The sequence below is a fragment of the Stenotrophomonas sp. STEN240 genome (assembly GCF_056756175.1).
The window spans coordinates 57,496-78,450 of sequence record NZ_JBRRBO010000003.1; the positions used below are offsets into that span (position 1 = coordinate 57,496).

Consider the following 20,955-nt stretch of genomic DNA (forward strand, 5'->3'; position numbering starts at 1 on the left):
CGAGGTGCGTTCCATTGGCTTAGAGACCTTGCGGTAAGACTCTGTCCCTGATGTTACCTAGCAGACGAGCACGGTCCGGTCCGCCGGAATCCTAACCCAGACAGGCGTCAGGATAAATGGCGTTTTTGTGAGCCGGTTCCTTTATGGGGGCCAAACACCGCTCCTCGGGCACCCAGAACTGTCCCGAAAGGGCCGCAGGGCTCCCCTGCGACCCTTCGCGCGGCGCTTACTGCGCGGTTTCCACCGCCGCCGCCGGCACCCAGCCCTTGTTGCCCATCTCGTCCTCGACGCTGAGCATGCTGCCCTCGGCGCTGCCGGTGGGGAACAACAGCATGCCGGCCTTCAACTCAGCCACCACCGCGGCCTGGTTGCTGGCGCCGGACAGCAGCCGCGCCATGCGCCGCAGGACCAGGGTTCCACCGCTGGCCAACTGCTGCACGGCGGCTCCCGGCTCAGCGGCAGCAACCGCAGTTTCCACACCAGTCGCCACCACCGGCGCGGCGGCTACCAGTGCTGCCTGCACCACCGGCGCCACCAGCGAAGGCGCAATCTCCTGCAGTGCGGACTGCACCGGTGCAGCCTGCCGCAGTGCCGCCTGTACTGGTGCAACCTGCTGCAGCGCTGCCTGTACCGGCGCGACCTGCTGCAGCGCGGCCTGTACCGGCGCAACGTGTTGGAGTGCCGCCTGCTGCGTTGCGGCCATCAACGAGGCCGGCTGCCCCTGGATTTCATGCTTGCGGCGATTGATCTGGGTGACCATGCGCGAGAACGCTTCCTCGTAGGCCTCCTTGATCACCTTGCCGATCTCGGTGTTCTCCCAGCTGCCAACATTCGCCCGGGCCGCGCCCTGCACATTGGAAGCGGCCACTGCCGCAGCCCACGCCTTGTCGGTGATCTTGGCTTCACCGCTGACGCTGATCAGCTGTTCGGAAGTACGCACGTTCACCAGCGTCAGTACCACTTCGGCGGTCTGCTTCTGGGTGGACAACTTGCCCGATATACCCAGGGTGGCGATGTTGAGCATTCCGCCCATCAAGCCGCGCTTGGATCCGCCACTCGAAGCGCTGCCACCGATGTTCATGCCACCGGCATTCGGGTTCTGCGAGACGATATCGGGAATCAGCACGAAATCAGCACCGCGCATCTGCCCGGCACCGATGTTCTGGCCTTCCTGCAGATGGCCACCGGATGCCAACTCACGCTCGGCCTGTGCGGCGGCAAAACCGACACCACGATCGAGTACGGTGAAGCACTTGGAGTCATTGACCAATACACGCAGCATGCGTGTGGGTGCCGGCAGACCGTATGTTGCCCATGCGCCGAGACCATCGTCGGGTTCAACAATGCGCAGCGAACCGGCATTGACCTGGCAATTGCCGAACATGCTGCTGATGAAGGCGTGGCTGGGCGCGCTATAGGCTGCTGATGCAATGGCCAACGCGCCTGCGGCCCAAAGCTCGGGCCGACGGATCAAGTACTTCATGTTTTTCCCCTGTATCGCTTCCGTGCTGGTAGCGGTGTTGCTGATGACGAGTGCGCCGCGCAATGAAAAGCACAGCAATTCACGCAGTAATCACACTCCTGAATACGCAAGCCTAGCTACTGATGCATAGCGCTTGCAAGTGTCCGAGTAGGTTCGTCACCACTCTTACGTTTGCTCAGTGCGCACCTGCGAAAAAAAATCCACCGCCTCACTTACAACAATCTGTCCGTTCGGTAGCGATATGCCTGCCAACAACCCGCTACTAAGCTGCATGCCAAATTAGCTGGCATTGAGGCTTGGTCATGAAATCCGGTGTCGGACTGCTGTTGTTGATGGCAGGAGGAGTAGGTTCCATACCTGCATTTGCGACGGAACAGTGCGCACAAAGTGCCTTGCGTGATCACCCACCGGCAATCAATATCCGCATCGACAATGACATGCTGGGCGGCGCACAGCAGGACCAGGGCTACACCAACGGCGCGATGTTGACGCTGGTATCACCCAACCTGCAGGACTACACCGACGACCCCTGCCTGCCACGCCTGGCACGATGGATGAACCGTCATCTGGAACGCCTGCATCCGGGCGAATTCCAGCAGCAGAACATGATTTTCAGCTTCGGCCAGGGGCTGTACACGCCTACCGACAACACCCGCAGCGAGCTGATCAAGGACGACCGCCCCTATGCGGCCGCGTTGATGGTCAACTTTGGCTACAACGCGCGCAACGAAGATCACCTGCGCACCACACAACTGGCGGTGGGCATGATTGGCCCCTCGGCCCAGGGCAAGCAGGTGCAGGACGCCGTCCACGACGCACTGGGTGATGACAAGTTCATGGGCTGGCGCAACCAGCTGCACGACGAACCGGTGTTCAAACTGTTGCATGAGCGCATGCAGCGCTGGCCCGCCGAAGCCAACAGCAGCGGTTGGGGCTGGGATGCGATCAGTCATTGGGGCGGCGCCATCGGCAATCTGGCCACCTATGCCAATGCGGGTGGCGAAGTACGTTTTGGCTGGAAGCTGCCAGATGATTTCGGCAGTTCACCGATGCGGCCGGCCGGCGAAAACACCGCCCCTACCCGTCGCGGCCGCGCAGAAGGCTGGTCCAGCCATGTATTCGTGACCAGCGACGCACGCTGGGTAGTGCGTGACATCACCTTGGACGGCAACACCTTCCGCAACAGTCACAGCGTGGACAAGCGTTCATTCGTCGGCGACATCGGCTATGGCGTGGCAGTGATGCGAGGCAAATGGAAATTCGCCCTGGCCCGCTACCACCGCAGCCGCGAGTTCGACGGACAGAAGGAAACACCGGTATTCGGCAGCTTCACCATCAGCCGCACGCTTTGATCGTAATGGCGTTGCCATGCACGGGTGAGCACGTTGAGAGCGCAAGCCAAAGCGCCCTCACCCCAACCCCTCTCCCGTAAACGGGAGAGGGGCTCGCATTACGTCGGCGGCCAGTGCATTAACCCCTCTCCCGTTTACGGGAGAGGGGTTGGGGTGAGGGCGCTTTGGCTTCGGCTTCGGCTTTTGCTTCGGCTTCGGCTTCGGCTTCTGCTCTCCAGCTTTTGACGTACCGGGTCCCCTTCCGCAGCGACGGAGCTGGCAGACAAGACCCCGCACGGGGCGACGCACACGGATGTGCGTCGTTTTTCGACGATACAAGGATGTATCGTCGAAAAATCCTGCCAGCGGAGTGGACCCGCGCCGCGCAGCGGCGTGGGCGCGGAGGCAGGGTGTGCTTTCTTTGGGCCACCTTTCTTTGCACAAGCAAAGAAAGGTGTGCTCGCGCGCGGTAGGCGGGCGAAAGCCCTTGATCTTGATCTTGATCGCGACTGCAGCTGCGGCTAAAGCAATAGCGAGGGCAAGGGCAAGGGCAAGGGCAACAACAAGAGCTTTCTCTCCCCTTCGGGGAGCGAGTTACTTTTCTTTGCTTGTGCAAAGAAAAGATAACCAAAAGAAGAGCTCTTCAACAGCCGAATGGCTGGTCAAGCACACCCTGCCTACGCGCCCTCCGCGCTGCGCGCTCCAGGTCCACTCCGCTGCCGGGATTTTTCGACGAGACATCCTTGTCTCGTCGAAAAACGACGCACATCCATGTGCGCCGCCCCTGCGGGGTCCTATCCGTCAGCTCCGTCGCTTCGGAAGGGGCCCAACAAGTCAAAAGCCAGAGCAACAGCAACAGCAACAGCAAAAATCAAAGCCAAAGCCAAAGCCAAAGCCAGAGCCAGAGCACCCCTCCCCAACCCTCCCCTTGCCTTCGGCAAAGGGAGGGAGCTGAGCGGCCGGCGCGGCGTCACTCAGCAGACAAAACAAAAGCGGCGTCACCGCATCCCTTCGACCCGAACCCCAGTCGACAGAACACCGCAACGCCGCTCGGCCTTTCAGCCTGTGAAAGCCCTTATTCGGACTTCCACCACATCATGAAACCGTCCCACAGACGCTTGAAGAAACCACCCTCTTCCACCGCCTGCACAGCCACCAGCGGCGCCTCCGCAACTACCTTGCCGTCCAGCGACACCTTGACCGTACCAATCTGCTGACCAGCTGCAATCGGTGCCACCAACTCCTTCGGCACGTCCATCGACGGCTTCAGATCGTTGTAACGACCGCGCGGCACGCTTACCAGCATCGGCTGCGCCACACCCAGCTGCACCTCATCGGCCGCGCCCTTCCACACATGCTGCGTGGTCACCGCCTTGCCCGGCTCGTACATGCGATGGGTTTCGAAGAAACGGAAACCCCAGTTCAACAAGGCCAGGCTGTCATTGGCGCGCTGCTTCTCGGAAGCGCCCCCCATCAGCACCGCCACCAGACGCTGATCACCGCGCTGCGCCGAGCTCAGCAGGCAGTAGCCAGCAGCCGAGGTATGACCGGTCTTGATGCCGTCAACGCTCTGGTCGCGCCACAACAGCAGGTTGCGGTTCGGCTGGGTGATCTTGCCTACCGTGAATTCCTTGATCTTGTTGTACGCGTAGGTTTCCGGGTAATCGCGCACGAACGCGCGGCCCAGCAGCGCCAGATCGTAGGCGCTGGACTGGTGGCCCTCGGCATTCAGACCGTGCGCGTTGACGAAGTGCGAATCCTTCATGCCAATCTTGGCCGCGTAGCTGTTCATCAGCGCGGCGAATGCTTCCTGGCTGCCGGCTGCATGCTCGGCCAGCGCAATGGCTGCGTCGTTGCCGGACTGGATCGCCATGCCCTTTTCCATGTCTTCCAGACGTGCAGTCTGGTTGACCGGGAAGCCGCTGTAGCTGCCGTCGGTGCCTGCGCCGCCTTCGCGCCAGGCGCGCTCGCTCATCATCACCTGGTCATCAGGCTTGATCTTGCCACTCTTCATTTCCGCAGCCAGCACATAGGAAGTCATCACCTTGGTGATGCTTGCCGGCGGCAGCGGCGCATGGATGTTCTCGCCGGCCAGCACCTGGCCGGTGGCGTAATCCATCAGCACCCATGCGGTGGCCGTGGTCGGAACCGGTGCCGGCGGCGTAGCCACCTGGGCCGGAGCGGCAGCAGCGGCCGGGGTGGGCATCGGCGTTGGGGTGGGCGTCTGGGCGGAGGCCAGACCCACGGCGAGCGTGGTGGCCAGAGCGGCGGCGGCAAAACGGAATTTCATCGGAAAACGGTTCCTGATGGACGAGGAAGAAAAATTCGGGAGGTCATTGTAGGGCGACGCCAGCCAGGCGGCGGCACCCCGGTATGGCTGCGGTTAATCGCGAACCACTTGCGGCAGGCCAAATCCCAGACCGGCAATGCGTCCGGCAAGTTCCGTGGCACTGCTGTTGTCGCTTGCCGGTACCCGCAGGCGCCACAAGGTACGCCCACCACTGACGATGTCACTGAGGCTGGCACCAACGATCCCCGCCGACGACAGCTGGCCCAAGGCGCGGGCGGCATTGTCACGGCTGGAGAAACTGGCCACCTGCAGCAGAATCGAGCCCAGCGCGCGCGCCGCCGGGTCAGCCGGAACGGTTTTCGGCGGCGGGCCGGCGGCAGCCCTCGCCGCTGCGGCCGCAGCCGAAGCCGTGGGCGGGGTGAACTGCAACAGCTCCGAGGCAGCCGGCAGCGCCTGCATGCTCACCGGTGCTGGCGCTGGGCCGGCAGCAGTGGTCGTGGCCGGGCGACCGGTCGCGACACGCACGCCGTTGTCCTTCATCCAGGTTTCGAAATGGTCGGCATTGCCGGCCACCGGGCGTACCGGGGCGGCAGGCAGCTTCTCGACCAGCTGGTCCATGCGACTGGGCGCCGCCGGCACTGCTGCAGCAACAGCGCTGGCAGCACGTTCGCGTCGAGCACGGCGGCTGTCGGCGGACGCCCGCAGGTTCTCGCTGCCGGGGGTGAGGCCGTGCACTTCCACCCGCCCGGTACCGCGCTGGGTGATGCCCAACCGCACCGCAGCGGCATAGCTGAGATCGATCACACGGCCGTCGTGGAACGGGCCGCGGTCATTGACCCGCACGATCACCGACTCGCCATTGTCCAGGTTGGTCACCCGCGCGAAGCTGGGCAGCGGCAAGGTCTTGTGCGCGGCGGTGAAGGCATACATGTCGTACACCTCACGATTGGAAGTGAGCCGGCCGTGGAACTTCTGCCCGTAATACGAGGCGGTGCCCTGCTCCACGTAGTTGTCGACACGGTCCATGATCTGGTATTGCTTACCCAGCACCGTATACGGCGATCTGTTGCCGACCGCCGAGCGCGCCTCGTTGGTCACCAGCGGCTCGGGGATGCAGTTCACATTGGGTACGTAGGTGGGCGTGGTGTCATTCACCCCGGGTTTGTACAAGCCGCCGGCGGTGTAGTTGCCGCGGGTGGACAGGTCTTCCTGCGCCTTGGCATAAGGCGAACCTTCCGGGCACTCACCACGTGCATTGCCCTGGCCGTGCACCACCGTCGCCGGTCGCGGCGATGTGGTCGCACCGGTCGAGCCATGAGCCGACTTCTTGGGGGCGCTGCTGCAGGCAGCCAGCCCGAGCACTATGAACGCAGGGACCAGCCACTTGATGTTCATGCCGGGGGAAGCTCCTTGCCGGCGATGGCCTGGGACAGCTGGAATACGGCCATCGCGTACATTTTGGAGATGTTGTAACGGGTGATTGCGTAGTAGTTCTGGAAGCCCAGCCAGTACTGCTTGCCGTCGCTGCCCTCCAGGGTCACCGGGGTGGCCTTGGCGTTGACCGCGCGCACGGGGGTGACCGGCTGATAGCCGCGTGCGGCCAGCTCGGTGACCGTGTAGGTCGGGGTCCAGTCGGTGGGATTGAACTCCTCGAAACCGGCCTGCAGCGTGGCCGGCACCGCAACGGTGCCACCGCGGATCCAGCCGCCCTTCTTGACGAAGTAATTGGCGATGGACGAGAACACATCGTCATAGCTGTTGAACAGGTCGCGGCGACCGTCACCATTGCCGTCCACCGCGTAATCCAGATAGCTGGACGGCATGAACTGGCCCATGCCCATCGCGCCGGCATAGCTGCCCTTGAGCGTGGTGATATCGAGTTTTTCCAGCGCGCTCAGCTCGAACAGCTTGGCCAGCTCATCGCGGAAGAACAGCTCGCGGCGCACTTCGCGCTCGAGCTTGGCCGGGTCGCCGGTACGCGGGTATTTGAAGGCCAGCGTGTACAGCGCATCCAGCACGCGGTGGTTGCCGGCATTGCGGCCGTAGCTGGTTTCCACACCAATGATGGAGACGATCACTTCAGCCGGCACGCCGGTACGTTCCTGCACGCGCATCAGCTCGTCGCGATGCTGCGCCAGGAAGGCACGGCCGCCATCGATGCGCGCCTGGGTGATGAACATCGGCCGGTATTCATTCCACGGCTTGACCCGCTCGGCCGGGCGCGACATCGCCGCGATGATCGGCTCGCGGATCTGCGCCTGGGCCAGCGTTGCTTCGATAGTGGCCGGGTCGATCCGGTACCTGGCCGCCGTATCACGCACGAAATTGGCGCGGGCGGTTTCGAACGGCACCGGGGTCAGGTCGACCGGCGGCAGCGCGGTCTTGGCCTCGGGTACGGCTTCGGCCGGGCCAGCACTGGGCTTGACCGGGCTTTCCGCCGGGGCCGGCAGAGGTGCAGGAGACTTCGGCTGGGTTGCGCAGGCAACCATGCCGAGGGTGAGGCAACAAACCAAGGCGCGTCTAATCATCGGGCGAGATTAGCAGGTCAAAGATGAATTTCCCGCAATAACACCATGAAACACAACAAGATTGAAGCAAAAAATACACCTCGCCCAGCACGCTCGAATGCCTGCACATTCGGCCACTACGATGAATAGGCGACGCCCCGCCGTCGGCAAGGGAACAGGCAAGGGGAGACAGCAGCTGGGGCCCTGCATGTCAGCTTGAAAAAAAGGAGCGCCGGTCATCTCCCCATCCCGCTGAGATGACCGGCGCTCGCGTCAGCCGCTGGAGGAACCGGAACGACGGCTCCCCCCGTCATTCCGCCAGTTGCCGACCTGCCAGCTGCCCCATACGGCAAGCTGGCTGCCACAGCGCGGTAGCGCGCCGGTGACGGGGTGTAGTGTGAAGGTTTGGTGAAGGCAGGTGTTTGATCTGGATCAAAGCTCGCAACATTGCATGAGATGAATCTGCAATGCGCGCAACAGCGTTGCGCTAGCCGCCGTGCACCGGGCGGTGCGCGCGTACCGCCATCACCAGGCCGAAACCGGCCAGCAGTGATACCGCCGAGGTGCCGCCATAGCTGATCAAGGGCATCGGCACGCCCACCACCGGCAACAGCCCGGAGATCATGCCGCCGTTGACCAGGATGTAGACGAAGAACGCCAGCCCGGTAGCGCCGGCCAGCAGCCGCGAATAGGTGTCGCGCGAATCCACCGCAATCCACAGGCAGCGGCCGATCACAAACAGGTACAGCGCCAGCACCACCGCCACCCCGACCCAGCCGTATTCCTCGCTGAGCACGGAGAACGCAAAGTCGGTGGTCTGCTCCGGGATGAAATTGAGGTGCGATTGCGAGCCCAGCCCCCAGCCCTTGCCGGTGAAGCCGCCCGAGCCAATGGCAATCTTGGACTGGATGATGTTCCAACCGGCGCCCAGCGCATCGCTCTCCGGGTCCATGAACATCATGATGCGGTCCTTCTGATAGGGCCGCAGCAACCAGAACCAGGCCACCGGCGCGGCGGCGGCAACGCCGCCCACGCCCACGCCCACCCACCACCATGGCAGGCCGGCCAGCAGCAGGACGAAAGCACCGCTGGCGGCGATCAGCACGCCGGTGCCGAAGTCGGGCTGCAACATCACCAGACCGGTCGGCACACCAATGATCACCGCCGCCACCAGCACCACGGGAATGCGCGGCGGCAAGGGCATGCGGTTGAGGTACCAGGCCACCATCATCGGCAGGCTGACTTTCAGCAGCTCGGCTGGCTGCAGGTAGAACAGGCCCAGGTTCAACCATTGCCGCCCGTACTTGCCGGTGCCCAGCACGAACACCGCCAGCAGCGGCAGCATGGAGATGGCATAGACCATCGGCGTCCAGGCGCGGATGCGCAGGATCGACACCCGCGCAATCGCCCACATCGCCACCAGGCCCACCGCAAAACGTGCGCCCTGCGCCATCACCAGGCCACTGCCACCGGCGCTGTCCAGCACCGACAGGCCAATCGCCATCAAGGCGAGCAAGGCAAACAGCAGCGGCCAATCCAGGCCGCGGCTGAGCCGCTGGCCCATTTCCAGGGCCCAGCGCAGGAAATCCCTCATCGACGCACCTCGCTTGGCGTGGCTGCCGGCGTCTGTGCGCGGGCGCCGGCCGGGGCCGTCGCAGGCAGCGCATCGGGCGCAGGCGGTGTGGGTGCGCCTGGCAGCGGCGCGGGCGTGCCGACCATCACCGGCAGATCGGCGAACTGTGGCGCAACCTGCTCGCCGCGCGCACGCCAGCTGGCATCTTCGGTATCAAACGTCGCCACGCCCACCGCCACCGTGCCGCGCTCGGCATCCAGCGGCTGCAGGCCTTCGGGCATTACGCCGAGCAGCCAGGCATCAAACACCTTGCGCGCGATCGGGGCGGCCGCCGAACCACCATAGCCGCCGCCTTCCACGGCGATGGCAATGGCGATCACCGGCTCTTCGGCCGGGGCGAAACCAACAAACAGCGCGCGATGGCGCAGGTGCATCGGCAGGCTGCGCGGATTCAATGCCGCCGTGCCCTTGCGGCTGATGACCTGCGCGGTACCGGTTTTGCCAGCCATGCGGTACTGCGCACCGGCAGCGGACCGCCAACCACTGCCGCCGGGCTGCATGGTGCCCATCATGCCCTCGCGTACCGCCTGCAGATTGCCCGGATTGGGGCTGATCGGACGGCTCGCCGGCTGCTGGGTGGGCATCCAGTCGTGATCGAAACCGGCACGCTGTTCCATCACCAGATGCGGCGTACGCAGCTGCCCGGTAGCCAGGCCGCCAACACCACGAACCAGCTGCAGCGGCGTCACCTTCCACAGGCCCTGGCCGATGCTGGCATTGACCGTGTCACCCGGATACCAGCGCTCCTTGTTGGCTTTGAGCTTGGCTGCGGGTGACGGCAGGATGCCGCCGATCTCGCCTGCCAGATCGATGCCGGTCGGGTGGCCAAACCCGTAGCGGTTGCCCATGTAGTCGTCATAGCGCTCGATGCCCATGTCGATACCGAGCTGGTAGTAATAGGTATTGACCGACTGGGTGATCGATTTGCGCAGATCGGTCCAGCCATGGCCGCCACGGTTGGCATCACCCCAGCCACGGCTGACGCCGGGCAGGTAGAACATGCCGCGCGACAGGATCTTGTCTTCGGGACGGCGCAGGCCGCTATCCAGGCCAGCCAGGCCAAGGAAGGGCTTCACCGTCGAACCGGGCGCCACGCCGCCCAGCACCAGCCGGTTGAACTGCGGCCGCGAGGGGTTCTCGTTGAGTGCCTTGAAATCGGCGTGGGAGATGCCGTTGACGAACAGGTTGGGGTCGTAGGACGGCAGGCTGACCATCGCCAGCACCTCACCGGTGCGCGGATCAATCGCCACCGCCGAACCCTCCTGCTCACCGAAAGCCGCCACCATCGCCCGTTGCAGGTCGGCATCGATGGACAGGCGCAGGTCGGTGCCCGACTGCGCCGGCACCCGGCCGATGGTACGGATGGCACGGCCCTGCACATTGGTCTCGACCTGCTCATAGCCGATCTTGCCGCGCAGCTGGGTTTCGTAGAAACGCTCCAACCCCGACTTGCCGATGTGGGTCAGCGCCGCATTGCCCTCGCCCAGTTCTTCCAGGTCCTTGTCATCGACCCGGCCGACGTAGCCGATGATGTGGCCGAACAGATCGCCGTAGGGGTAACGGCGGGTCAGATACGGTTCCAGCTCGACGCCCGGGTAGCGCCAGCGGTCCACCGCGAATCGCGCCATCTCGTCGTCGCTGACCCGCAGTTTCAGCGTCACCGGCATGAAGCCACGGCGCGCCTTGCGCGACTGCTTGAAGCGCTCGATGTCTTCCTCGCTGAGCGAGAAGATCTTCTGCAGGCCGGCCAGGGTGGCGTTCATGTCCTGGACCTTGTCGGCGGTGACATCCAGACGGAAGGCCGGCACGTTCTCGGCCAGCAGGCGGCCGTTGCGGTCGTAGATCAGCCCGCGCCCGGGCACCACCGGCCGCGCCTTGATGCGGTTGGCTTCGGAGCGGGTGGCGTAGATGTCGTGGTCCAGCACCTGCAGCTTGAAATACCAGGCACCCAGAAAACCCAGGCACAGCAACACGCCGAGGAAGCCGATCGCGGCGCGGCGGCGGAACTGCTCGGCCTCGGCATGGGGATTCTTGTTCTGGCGGCGCGAAACCATGCGTCAGCGCCCGCGCTTGCCCAGCCGCACCGCATCCAGCAGCACATACAGCGGCAGCCACAAGGCCATGCCCAGCAGCGGTGCCACCCAGTAACTCCACGGCAGCAGCGGCTCGCCCACCAGCAGATGGATGGCGGCGTCGATCACGCGGTCATTGAACAGCAGCCCGCCCATCGCCAGCGCCTGCTGCGACAGCGGGAAGAAACGGATGCGTGCGCGGAAGCGCTGCAGGATGAACGCCATCACCACCAGCCGCAGGGCCTGCTCGCCGAGAATGCCGCCAAACATCACATCGGCCAGCAGGCCGATGCAGAACGCAAAGCCCAGCCCGACCTTGTCCGGGGTTTCGATCACCCAGTACGCCAGGACCAGCGCCAGCCAATACGGCCGCGCCGGCAACAACAGCTCCGGCAACGGGATCAAAGCCAACAGCAAGGCCAGTACGACACTGACCGGCATCACCCAACCCTTGTTGCGCAGACGACTCATGGGCGCACCTGTGCCGGGTTCGGATTGTCGCCAGTCACCGGCGTTGCAGGTGTCGGCGTCTCGCCGGTCGGCGTGGCCGCTGTCGCCGATGCTGCGCTCGCTGGCGCGCTGGACGCTGCTTGCGGCGGCGCCGGAAGGATCTGGCCTGCGGCCGGATCGCCAGCCGTATTGCCAGCCGTCTGGGCAGCCGGAACATGCGCCGCTGCCGCCGCCATGCGGTTGTTCGGGGCAGGCGCCGGTGCAGCTGTTGTCGCTGCTTCCGTGGGCAGATAGCTTTCGCTGCTGTCAGGCAATTGCGGCAGGGCCGGCACCGAGCGCAGCAGCAGCACATTGCGGCCACGGTCCAGCTTGGCCGCCGGCTCCAGCTCGCCCACCAGGAAGGCGTGGGTATCGTCCGGGCGCAGCTTGAGGATCTTGCCGACCGGGAAACCAGCCGGGAAACGCCCACCCAGGCCGGAAGTGACGATCTCATCGCCCACTTCCACGCCCGCGCTGAGCGGGATGTCACGCAACTCCAGACGGTCGCCGCGGCCGTAGACGATCAGCCGCACGCCATTGCGCGCCACCGCCACCGGCACCGCATGGTCCGGGTCGGTCAGCAGCAGCACGGTCGAATGTGCCGGCGTCACCGCGATCACCTGGCCCATCAGGCCACCGGCATCAATCACCGCCTGGCCCACATGCACGCCAGCGCGGCTGCCCGAATCCAGCACCAGACGCTGCTTGACCGGATCCAGGTCGATATCGAGGATCGGCGCCAGCTGCACGTCCAGGCCATTGCGCTCGGCCACGTTGAGCAGCTCGCGCAGCTGGGCGTTGTCCAGCGCTGCGGTCTGCAGGCGGGTCAGGCGTGCGTTGGCGATCAGCAGCTGGTTGCGCAGCTCGCGGTTTTCATTGACCAGCTGGTTATGGCTGGCGGCGTTGTCCTTGACCGAGGCCCCGACCCGGCCCGGCACACCTGCTAGCGCCCAGATCGGCTGCACCAGCACATTGGCCTGGGCGCGCAGACGCGACATCCAGCCGCCCTGGTCATCCAGCACGATCAAAGTGATTGCCAAGGCCAGGTACGCCAGCAAACGCAGCGTGCTGCTGGCATCCCCCTGACGGGAGGCTACGGGAGGACCGGCGTAAGGGGGCACGGCAGAAGGCTGGGAATTGGGTTTCGGGAATGAATGGCGGAGACAACGTGCTTGGAAACGGCGTGAATGACATCACGCCGTTGGGCCGGGGAAACGGGCAGCAGGGTGTGGATCACGTTGCAGGAAACCCTGCCCCATTCGCTGATCCCCATTCCCCGTTCCCTCCGACTTGGCCGATTATTCCGGCGCAAAGAACTCGTTGCCGTGCATGTCCACCAGCTCCAGCGCACGACCGCCACCGCGGGCCACGCAGGTCAACGGATCGTCGGCCACCTGCACGTGCAGGCCGGTTTCTTCGGAGATCAGGCGGTCCAGGTCACGCAGCAGGGCGCCACCACCAGTCAGCACGATGCCGCGCTCGGCGACGTCGGCACAAAGTTCCGGCGGGGTCTGTTCCAGCGCCAGCTTGACCGCCGAGACGATGCCCGACAGGGGCTCGTGCAGGGCTTCCAGCACCTCGTTGGAGCTGATCTTGATCATCTTCGGCACGCCCTCAGCGAGGTTACGGCCGGAGATTTCCATCTCGATCACTTCCGCCTGCGGGTAGGCGCAGCCCAGCTCCACCTTGATGCGCTCGGCGGTTGCTTCACCGATCAGCATGCCGTGGTTGCGGCGCACGTAATTGGTGATGGACTCGTCGAAACGGTCGCCACCGATACGCACCGAGGCCGAGTAGACAATGCCGTTCAGCGAGATGACTGCCACTTCGGTGGTGCCGCCGCCAATATCGATGACCATCGAACCGCGCGCCTCGGTGACCGGCATGCCGGCACCAATGGCAGCGGCCATCGGCTCTTCGATCAGGAATACATCACGTGCACCGGCCTCTTCGGCCGATTCCTTGATGGCGCGGCGCTCCACCTGGGTGGAGCCGGCCGGCACGCACACCAGCACGCGCGGGCTGGGACGCAGGAAGCGGGATTTGTGCACTTTCTTTATAAAGTGCTTGAGCATCGCCTCGGTGTAGGTGAAGTCGGCGATGACGCCATCCTTCATCGGGCGGATGGTGGTGATATGGCCCGGGGTACGGCCCAGCATCTGCTTGGCTTCGGCGCCGACGGCAGCCACCGAGCGGGTACCACCGATGGCGCGATCCTGGCGCACGGCCACGACCGATGGCTCGTTCAGTACGATTCCCTGGCCGCGCACATAGATAAGGGTGTTGGCCGTGCCCAGGTCAATGGACAGGTCATTGGAGAACATGCCACGCAGCTTCTTGAACATCTGGGGAGTGATCCTGACGGGTGTCGTGCCCACGCCGGTTGGCGAAAAAATGGGCAGAAAATGAGGGCAGTTAGCCTATCAACCCACCCCCGCCCGAGCAAGGAAAATCCTAGGGAATTCTGGGCTTTCGACCACACTGGGCAGCTGCGGTACATCCTTGGTTGTGGCCGTGGGCCGCCGCAGCCGGTAACCTTACGCACTTTGGCGCGCAGTCGCGCCGGTCCGTCTGCGCGTGCGCGGCGGCACTTCCCTTTACGTATAGGCCTGTTCGCAATGTCCGCTTTGATCTGTGGTTCCCTTGCCTTTGACACCATCATGGTGTTCCCGGACCAGTTCAAGAACCACATCCTGCCGGACAAGGTGCACATCCTGAACGTGTCGTTCCTGGTGCCGCGCATGCGTCGCGAGCTCGGCGGTTGCGCAGGCAACATCGCCTACAACCTGAAGCTGCTGGGCGGCAGCCCGATCCCGATGGGCACCGTGGGCCAGGATTTCGGCCCCTACCGCGAGCACTTCGAGCGCATGGGCATCGACCTGAGCCAGGTGCGCGTGCTGGAAGACATGTTCACCCCGCAGTGCTTCATCACCACCGACCACGACAACAACCAGATCACCGCCTTCCACCCGGGCGCGATGATGCGCTCGCACGACAACCATGTACGTGACGTGCCGGGCGTGAGCTTCGGCATCGTTGCCCCGGACGGCCGCGAAGGCATGATCCAGAACGCGGCCGAGTTCGTGGAATGCGGCATCCCCTTCATCTTCGACCCGGGCCAGGCGCTGCCGCTGTTCAACGGCCCGGAGCTGCGCGAATTCATCGAGCAGGCCGACTACGTGGTGGTCAACGATTACGAGTCCAACCTGCTGCAGGAACGCACCGGCTGGAACGAGAAGGACATCGTCGCCCGGACCAAGGCCTACATCACCACCCAGGGCCCGCGTGGCGCGATCATCCACACCCCGGAAAAGAGCTTCGACATCCCGCCGGCGCACGAGCGCCGCGTGGTCGACCCGACCGGCTGTGGCGACGCCTTCCGCGCCGGCCTGATCTACGGCATCGAGAAGGGCATGGACTGGCTGACCGTTGGCCGCATGAGCAACCTGATGGGCGCGCTGAAGGTCGAGCACCCCGGCACCCAGAACCAGCGCTTCGACTTCGCCGAGTTCAACGACCAGTTCAAGCAGCAGTTCGGCTACGGCCTCTAAGAAAAACGGCGCCCACAAGGCGCCGTTTTTTTATGCCCGCACTGTAGTGCCGAGCCATGCTCGGCAGAGGCCTTACGAGCGAAAAGCCCCCCTCACCCCAACCCCTCTCCCGCAAGAGGGAGAGGGGCTAAAGCGGTAGTGCCGAGCCATGCTCGGCAGAGGCTTTACGAGCGAACAGCTGCCCTCACCCCACCCCTCTCCCGCAAGCGGGAGAGGGGCTCAAGCGGTAGTGCCGAGCCATGCTCGGCAGAGGCCCTACAAGCAATCCATCAGCCGCATGGCATTTGTAGGAGCGGCGTAAGCCGCGAAGCTCACATATCGTCAGATTGCGGAACACGCCCGCAACCCGGCATTGCCAGCTTCGCGGCCTACGCCGCTCCCACAACAACAACAACAACAACAGGCTTTATCGGTAACGCCCCAGCCGAGCATGGCTCGGCTCTACCCCAAAGCCGCCGCCTGCCAATGCTGCAGCAACTGCGCACAATCGCGCAGCTGCCATTGCGCCATGCCCGGCCAGGTATCTTCCGGCATGTTGATCAGGATCCCAGGCACGCCGGCCGCCTTGGCGGTGGCCAGATCGTAGTAATGGTCACCAACCATGCGCATCGCCGCAGGCGCCACATCCCAGCGCGCAGCAAAATACTGCAGGCCGGCCGGAGACGGCTTCGGCTCGACCTCCCAACGACCCACGATCTCCCCGGCCGCAAAACACTCCGCCAGGCCGATCGCCGCCAGGGTCACTTCGGCCAGCTCACGCGCATTGCGGGTAAGAATGCCCAGCCGGCAACCCTCGGCATGCAGCGCGCGGATCAGCGTCACCGCACCCGGTGCCGCAATCGACCCCTCTGCCAACGCGCGCTCATGCTGCATCAACCAAGCATGGCTGTCGGCGGCCTGTTGCGCCGGCAACGCGGCCAGGTGCTGCAGGATGTCAACACCCGGCGGAATCTGCAGTTCGCGCCGGATCAACTCGAAATCATGCACAGGCTCGGTCAGGGTGCCATCCATGTCGAACACCCAATGGCGACTGGCGGCGACGTCGCAACGCCCCGCCGCATCAGCGAGCACCGGCCTCAATCCCAATTCGGCATCTGGCTGCCATCCAGCCCACCGACCTCGAACACCGCCTTGCGGGTGCCGCCGGCCTGCACCGGGAATTCGATCTCGATGACCTTGGCCCTGCGCGCCTGTCGCCACAGGCCACGGTTGTCGACGATGAACATGGCGATGGCCTCGTCGGTATCCGGGCGATGTGCGGCCATGTTGCGGGCCGGCGCACCATCCACGCTCACCTTGACCTGACAGCCGCGGTAACAGGCCTTGGCGAAGTCGCTGGACTGCAACACCAGATAGGCGTGGCGCTTCCACTCGGGGTGGTCACGGAACACCAGATTCACCTGTTTGGCACCGGTGCTGTCCACCTCGACCCGGTCCTTGCTGTAGATCGCCGCCGAGCGCTGCGTGCCGCCCTTCACCGGCACCTGGTTGTAGTTCCACAGGGCCTGCATGCGGCGCAGTTCGCTGGCGGCGGCAGCCTTCTCCCTGACCTCGGCGAAGCCCGGCTCGATGCGCTGGGCAGTTGCCGAATCCGGGAACTGATCGAGCAGCGCGGCACCGTGGATGCGCGCCTTCTCCCAATCGGTGGCGGTGATGGCGGCGTCGTAGAGCTTGCCGATACCTTCGGCGTCGGCCTCGCGCTTGGCGCGCTCCTGGGCTGCGGCGGCTTCCTGCTGCTGGCGCTCGGCCTCCGGGTTGCTGCAGGCAGCCAGGGCGAAGACGCAGAGGGCGCCGAGGATCAAAGGTCTCATCAAACAGCTCCGGTGAACGTGGCGCGGAATGGGCGCGCGATGGGTTCACTTTAGAGCATGTTGGGGAATCGGGAGTCGCTTTGGCTTTGGCGTTACGTCATCACTCCCGCGCAGGCGGGAATGACGGCATCACGGGCAAAGGCAACCATCACTCCGCACCCACTCGCCACCACTGCGTCGAAGGCGCAGGCGCACGTATATCCAAGCGCTCGCCCATCTGCGGTGCAGTCAATACAACCCCCTGCTCCGCCGCCAATGCGGTGATCCGCTCGAACGGCTCGGTCCACGGATGCAGGGCCAGGTCAAAGGTGCCGTTGTGGATCGGCATCATCACCTTGCCGCGCACATCCAGATGCGCCTGCAGGCTCTGTTCCGGCTGCATGTGTACACCCGGCCAATCAGCGTCATAGGCACCGGTCTCGACCATCGCCAGATCGAACGGGCCATAGCGCTCACCGATCTTCGCAAAGCCGTCGAAGTAGCCACTGTCGCCACTGAAGAAGACCCGCGTGCGACCGCTATCGATCACCCACGATGCCCACAGGGTGCGATTGCCATCAGACAGCCCGCGACCAGAGAAATGCTGTGCAGGCGTGGCGGCGATCTTCAGCCCTTCCACCCGCGTTTCCTGCCACCAATCCAGCTGGGTGATCTTCTCCTGCGGCACGCCCCAGGCCAGCAGGCGATCGCCCACGCCCAGCGCCGTCACGAAGTGCCGCACTTTCGGCGCCAGCGCCAACACCGCGTCATGGTCCAGGTGATCGTAGTGGTCGTGCGAAATGATGACGCCGGTGATCTCGGGCAATTCCTCGATCGACAGCGGCGGCGCATGGAAGCGCTTGGGCCCCATGAACGAGAACGGCGACACGCGCTCGGAGAACACCGGGTCGGTCAGCCAGAAGTGGCCATCCAGTTTCATCAGCATGGTCGAGTGGCCCAAGCGCCACAGGCTGTCGTCGGGCGCGTCCAGCAGCGCCTGCCGGGTCAAGGCATGCACCGGGATTGCTACCTGCGGCGTGGCATCGGCCGGCTTGTCGAACAGAAACCGCCACCAAACCTTGGCACCGCGTACGAAACCAAGCGGCACCAGCTTGGCCACATTGTGGAAACGCCCCTGGCCGTATTGCGGCGACTGGTCATAGGAGGCGGCAGGATGTGCGCCGCAGAACAGCAGGCCAATGGACATGGCGATCAACACCGTAAAGAGGACGAGGAAACGAGGCAGGCGACGCTTCATGGCTGGGCTTGCCCTCGAAAGTACACTTGTGAGTCTACTTCCATCCCAAGGAAAGTAAACTGAACGGTGTAAAATGAGCCTATGACCGAGCCCAAGCGCCCCCTCCGCCTGACCGACCGCAAACGCGAGGCCATCCTGCGCGCGGCCGTGGCCGAGTTCCGCGAACTGGGCTTTGCCGCCACCAGCATGGACCGCATCGCCGCCACCGCCGAGGTCTCCAAACGCACGGTCTACAACCACTTCGCCAGCAAGGACGAGCTGTTCACCGCCATCCTCTGGCAGCTGTGGGAAGCCAGCCAATCGCTGGACGCACTGGCTTACGACCCGGCACGGCCACTGCGCGAGCAGTTGCTGGCCTTCGTCGCACAGAAGCTGCGCCTGCTCAGCGACGCCAGTTTCATCGACCTGTCGCGGGTGGCCATGGCCGAACTGGTGCATGCACCAGAACGGGCGCGGGCAATGATGGGCAGGCTGGCCGAGAAGGAAGAAGGGCTGACCACTTGGATCCGCGCCGCACAGGCCGATGGCCGCCTGCGCGATGACATCGCCCCGGCCGATGCCGCCCACCAGCTGCAGGGCATGGTCAAGGCGTTCGCGTTCTGGCCACAGATTGCGATGGGCGCCGCGCCGCTGGATGCCAGCGTGCAACAGCGGGTGATGCATGACTGCGTCGACATGTTCCTGGCGATACGCGCCCTCAAGCCCTGAGTGCAGCGCAGGACCGGCATCAGCAACCCGCTCCGGTCGCCTGCTGCAGGAATCATCGGTCGGCTTTTGGCCGATCTGACTACAGGTGTCGTTACGTTTGACACTGCAACGGCGACAACGCCATTCGTACACTCCACGAACACGCCCACCGGGCCCTTCGCAGACACAAGCAACGTGCGCACTTCACTGAAATGGTCTTCGCTGTTGTTGTCCGTACTCCCGCTCCATGCCCTCGCCGCCGATCAATGGATCCTGGCAACCGATCTATGGGGCAACACCGCACAGCAGACCTTGAATCTGGACGTGCAAGGCACGCGCGTCAGCGGAACATTGGGCGGCGACCCGATTACCGGCAGCTTGAACGGCACCCAGTTGAAGTTCACCGCAACCGGCAGCGACGGCCAGGTCTATCACTACGACGGCCGCATCGATGGCAGCCGCATGCAGGGCCGCAGCGACGAGCCGGATACCAACAACCGCAGCGCGCGTGCGGCGCACACATTCAACGCGTGGCGGGTACCTGCGCGGGCAGACAATGCACCGCGCCTGCACGACTTCAAACCCATGGACTACTCCAATACCTTCAGCGCCGATCGCGCGCCGGTGCTGGTGATCTGGCCGGGCGACTCGGTGCAGACCAAGACGTTGGATTCTGGCGGCGTCGATGAGAACGGCATCACCCGCGCCTTGTTCGGCAACCCGCAGGTCGGGCCGTTCTTCGTCGCCGGTGCCGAGCCTGGCGATACGCTGGCGATCACCATCAGCTCGCTCAAACTCAACCGCGACCATGCCGACAGCCTCGACGGCATCGTCGGTCGCTTGAAGACACCGCGCATTGCCACCGAAACAGCGACGCTGGGCAATCCGGTGCGCTGGGAACTGGATCGCGTGCGCGGCATGGCGCGGCCGCAAGGTGCCAGCGGTGCGTTGAAAAACTTTGAAATCCCGGTCAAGCCGATGCTCGGCGGCCTCGCGGTTGCACCCGGCTTTGGCTACCCACCGTTCTCCACTGGCGACACCAGCGACTTCGGCGGCAACATGGATTTCAACGCAGTGGTCCAAGGCAACACGGTTTACCTTGAAGTGCAGCAGCCCGGCGCATTGCTGTATGTCGGTGATGGCCATGCGCTGCAGGGCGACGGCGAAACCAGCCAATGGGCGCTGGAGACATCACTGGATGTGGTGTTGAAAGTGGAACTGATCAAGAAGCAGTCCCTCGCCACGCCGCGCGTGGAATCGCCTACGCAGATCATGACCCTGGGCCAAGCTGGCTCCAGTGATGATGCACTGCGTCTGGCCACGTCAGGGATGCTGCAGTGGCTTCGCCAGTCCTATGGTTTGGACATGTCACAGGCAACCCAGGTGCTGGGCGTGGCGGTGCAGTACAACGTGGTCAATCTTGCCGGTCGCAGTGTTGGCGTGGCGGCGAAGATCGACAAGTCGGTACTGAAAGGCCTGCCGCCTGCGGCGGCAAAGAGCGCCAACTGAGGGCTGTGATAGAAATCTGATTGCGGCTACGGCGCAACCCGCGCCGGAAGCCGACGAGCGCTGGACCGTCGTACAACCCGTTAGCCAAAGCCGCCGACCTGTAGTGCCGAGCCATGCTCGGCAGAGGCCTCACCGGCAGAGCCCCAGCCGAGCATGGCTCGGCTCTACAAAAAGCTGCGCGCGAACGCCGGAAGCCGACGAGCGTTGGACCGTCCTACAACCTGTTAGCCAAAGCCGCCGCCCTGTAGTGCCGAGCCATGCTCGGCAGAGGCCTTCGCGATAAAGCCCCAGCCGAGCATGGCTCGGCTCTACAAAAAAGCTGCGCGCGAACGGCCTCGGGTGTGCAGCGCTTAGA

Annotated in this window: 16 protein-coding genes; 4 read left to right on the forward strand and 12 right to left on the reverse strand. The window is 64.3% G+C overall.

Annotated features, from left to right (window positions below; all coding sequences use genetic code 11):
• Positions 1-226 precede the first annotated feature (226 nt).
• Entirely contained in the window at positions 227-1,483 is a 1,257-nt protein-coding gene (locus ACVOKO_RS02200) for a CsgG/HfaB family protein (protein ID WP_346496839.1), read from the reverse strand.
• A 302-nt stretch (positions 1,484-1,785) separates the two neighbouring features.
• On the opposite strand from ACVOKO_RS02200, the gene ACVOKO_RS02205 reads away from it, so the two are divergent.
• A complete protein-coding gene (locus ACVOKO_RS02205) occupies positions 1,786-2,835 on the forward strand; it encodes a lipid A deacylase LpxR family protein (RefSeq protein WP_346496841.1) in 1,050 nt (349 codons plus the stop codon).
• 1,054 nt (positions 2,836-3,889) lie between these two features.
• On the opposite strand, the gene ACVOKO_RS02210 is transcribed toward ACVOKO_RS02205, so the two are convergent.
• The 8 genes from ACVOKO_RS02210 to ACVOKO_RS02245 all read right to left on the reverse strand — a co-directional run bounded on the left by ACVOKO_RS02210 (position 3,890) and on the right by ACVOKO_RS02245 (position 14,150).
• Entirely contained in the window at positions 3,890-5,104 is a 1,215-nt protein-coding gene (locus tag ACVOKO_RS02210) for a D-alanyl-D-alanine carboxypeptidase family protein (RefSeq protein ID WP_346496843.1), read from the reverse strand.
• A gap of 93 nt (positions 5,105-5,197) precedes the next feature.
• A complete protein-coding gene (locus ACVOKO_RS02215) occupies positions 5,198-6,499 on the reverse strand; it encodes a septal ring lytic transglycosylase RlpA family protein (RefSeq protein WP_346496845.1) in 1,302 nt (433 codons plus the stop codon).
• A complete protein-coding gene (gene mltB / locus ACVOKO_RS02220; RefSeq protein ID WP_346496847.1) occupies positions 6,496-7,632 on the reverse strand; it encodes a lytic murein transglycosylase B in 1,137 nt (378 codons plus the stop codon). The genes ACVOKO_RS02215 and mltB overlap by 4 nt, the downstream gene beginning before the upstream one ends.
• Before the next feature lie 466 nt (positions 7,633-8,098).
• Positions 8,099-9,205 carry a rod shape-determining protein RodA gene (gene rodA, locus ACVOKO_RS02225; RefSeq protein ID WP_346496849.1) on the reverse strand — a complete coding sequence of 369 codons (1,107 nt, stop codon included), beginning with the start codon at positions 9,203-9,205 and terminating at the stop codon, positions 8,099-8,101.
• Positions 9,202-11,298 (reverse strand): penicillin-binding protein 2, encoded by a 2,097-nt coding sequence (gene mrdA / locus ACVOKO_RS02230; protein WP_346496851.1) that lies wholly within the window; start codon positions 11,296-11,298, stop codon positions 9,202-9,204. Before mrdA ends, rodA begins: the two co-directional genes overlap by 4 nt.
• A 3-nt stretch (positions 11,299-11,301) precedes the next feature.
• Positions 11,302-11,787 carry a rod shape-determining protein MreD gene (gene mreD, locus ACVOKO_RS02235; RefSeq protein ID WP_346496853.1) on the reverse strand — a complete coding sequence of 162 codons (486 nt, stop codon included), beginning with the start codon at positions 11,785-11,787 and terminating at the stop codon, positions 11,302-11,304.
• Complete coding sequence (gene mreC, locus ACVOKO_RS02240; protein ID WP_346496855.1) at positions 11,784-12,926, reverse strand: rod shape-determining protein MreC; 1,143 nt, start codon at positions 12,924-12,926, stop codon at positions 11,784-11,786. Before mreC ends, mreD begins: the two co-directional genes overlap by 4 nt.
• 177 nt (positions 12,927-13,103) lie before the next feature.
• A complete protein-coding gene (locus ACVOKO_RS02245) occupies positions 13,104-14,150 on the reverse strand; it encodes a rod shape-determining protein (RefSeq protein WP_017355500.1) in 1,047 nt (348 codons plus the stop codon).
• Between the two features lie 273 nt (positions 14,151-14,423).
• Between ACVOKO_RS02245 and ACVOKO_RS02250 the strand changes: the two genes are divergently transcribed.
• Positions 14,424-15,356, forward strand: coding sequence for a carbohydrate kinase family protein (locus ACVOKO_RS02250; RefSeq protein WP_346496857.1), 933 nt, complete (start codon positions 14,424-14,426; stop codon positions 15,354-15,356).
• Between the two features lie 441 nt (positions 15,357-15,797).
• Here ACVOKO_RS02250 and ACVOKO_RS02255 read toward each other — a convergent pair whose 3' ends face one another.
• From ACVOKO_RS02255 to ACVOKO_RS02265, 3 genes are all read right to left on the reverse strand, one after another.
• Positions 15,798-16,367, reverse strand: coding sequence for an HAD family hydrolase (locus tag ACVOKO_RS02255; RefSeq protein ID WP_346496997.1), 570 nt, complete (start codon positions 16,365-16,367; stop codon positions 15,798-15,800).
• A gap of 65 nt (positions 16,368-16,432) precedes the next feature.
• A complete protein-coding gene (locus ACVOKO_RS02260) occupies positions 16,433-17,167 on the reverse strand; it encodes a hypothetical protein (RefSeq protein ID WP_346496859.1) in 735 nt (244 codons plus the stop codon).
• A gap of 148 nt (positions 17,168-17,315) precedes the next feature.
• Positions 17,316-18,353 (reverse strand): MBL fold metallo-hydrolase, encoded by a 1,038-nt coding sequence (locus ACVOKO_RS02265; protein ID WP_430980693.1) that lies wholly within the window; start codon positions 18,351-18,353, stop codon positions 17,316-17,318.
• A 132-nt stretch (positions 18,354-18,485) separates the two neighbouring features.
• On the opposite strand from ACVOKO_RS02265, the gene ACVOKO_RS02270 reads away from it, so the two are divergent.
• The gene (locus ACVOKO_RS02270) at positions 18,486-19,112 is read left to right on the forward strand and encodes a TetR/AcrR family transcriptional regulator (RefSeq protein WP_346496863.1); all 627 of its coding nucleotides are present in this window, start codon (positions 18,486-18,488) and stop codon (positions 19,110-19,112) included.
• Positions 19,113-19,286: 174 nt separating this feature from the next.
• Positions 19,287-20,600, forward strand: coding sequence for an acetamidase/formamidase family protein (locus ACVOKO_RS02275; protein ID WP_346496865.1), 1,314 nt, complete (start codon positions 19,287-19,289; stop codon positions 20,598-20,600).
• Positions 20,601-20,955: the final 355 nt, after the last annotated feature.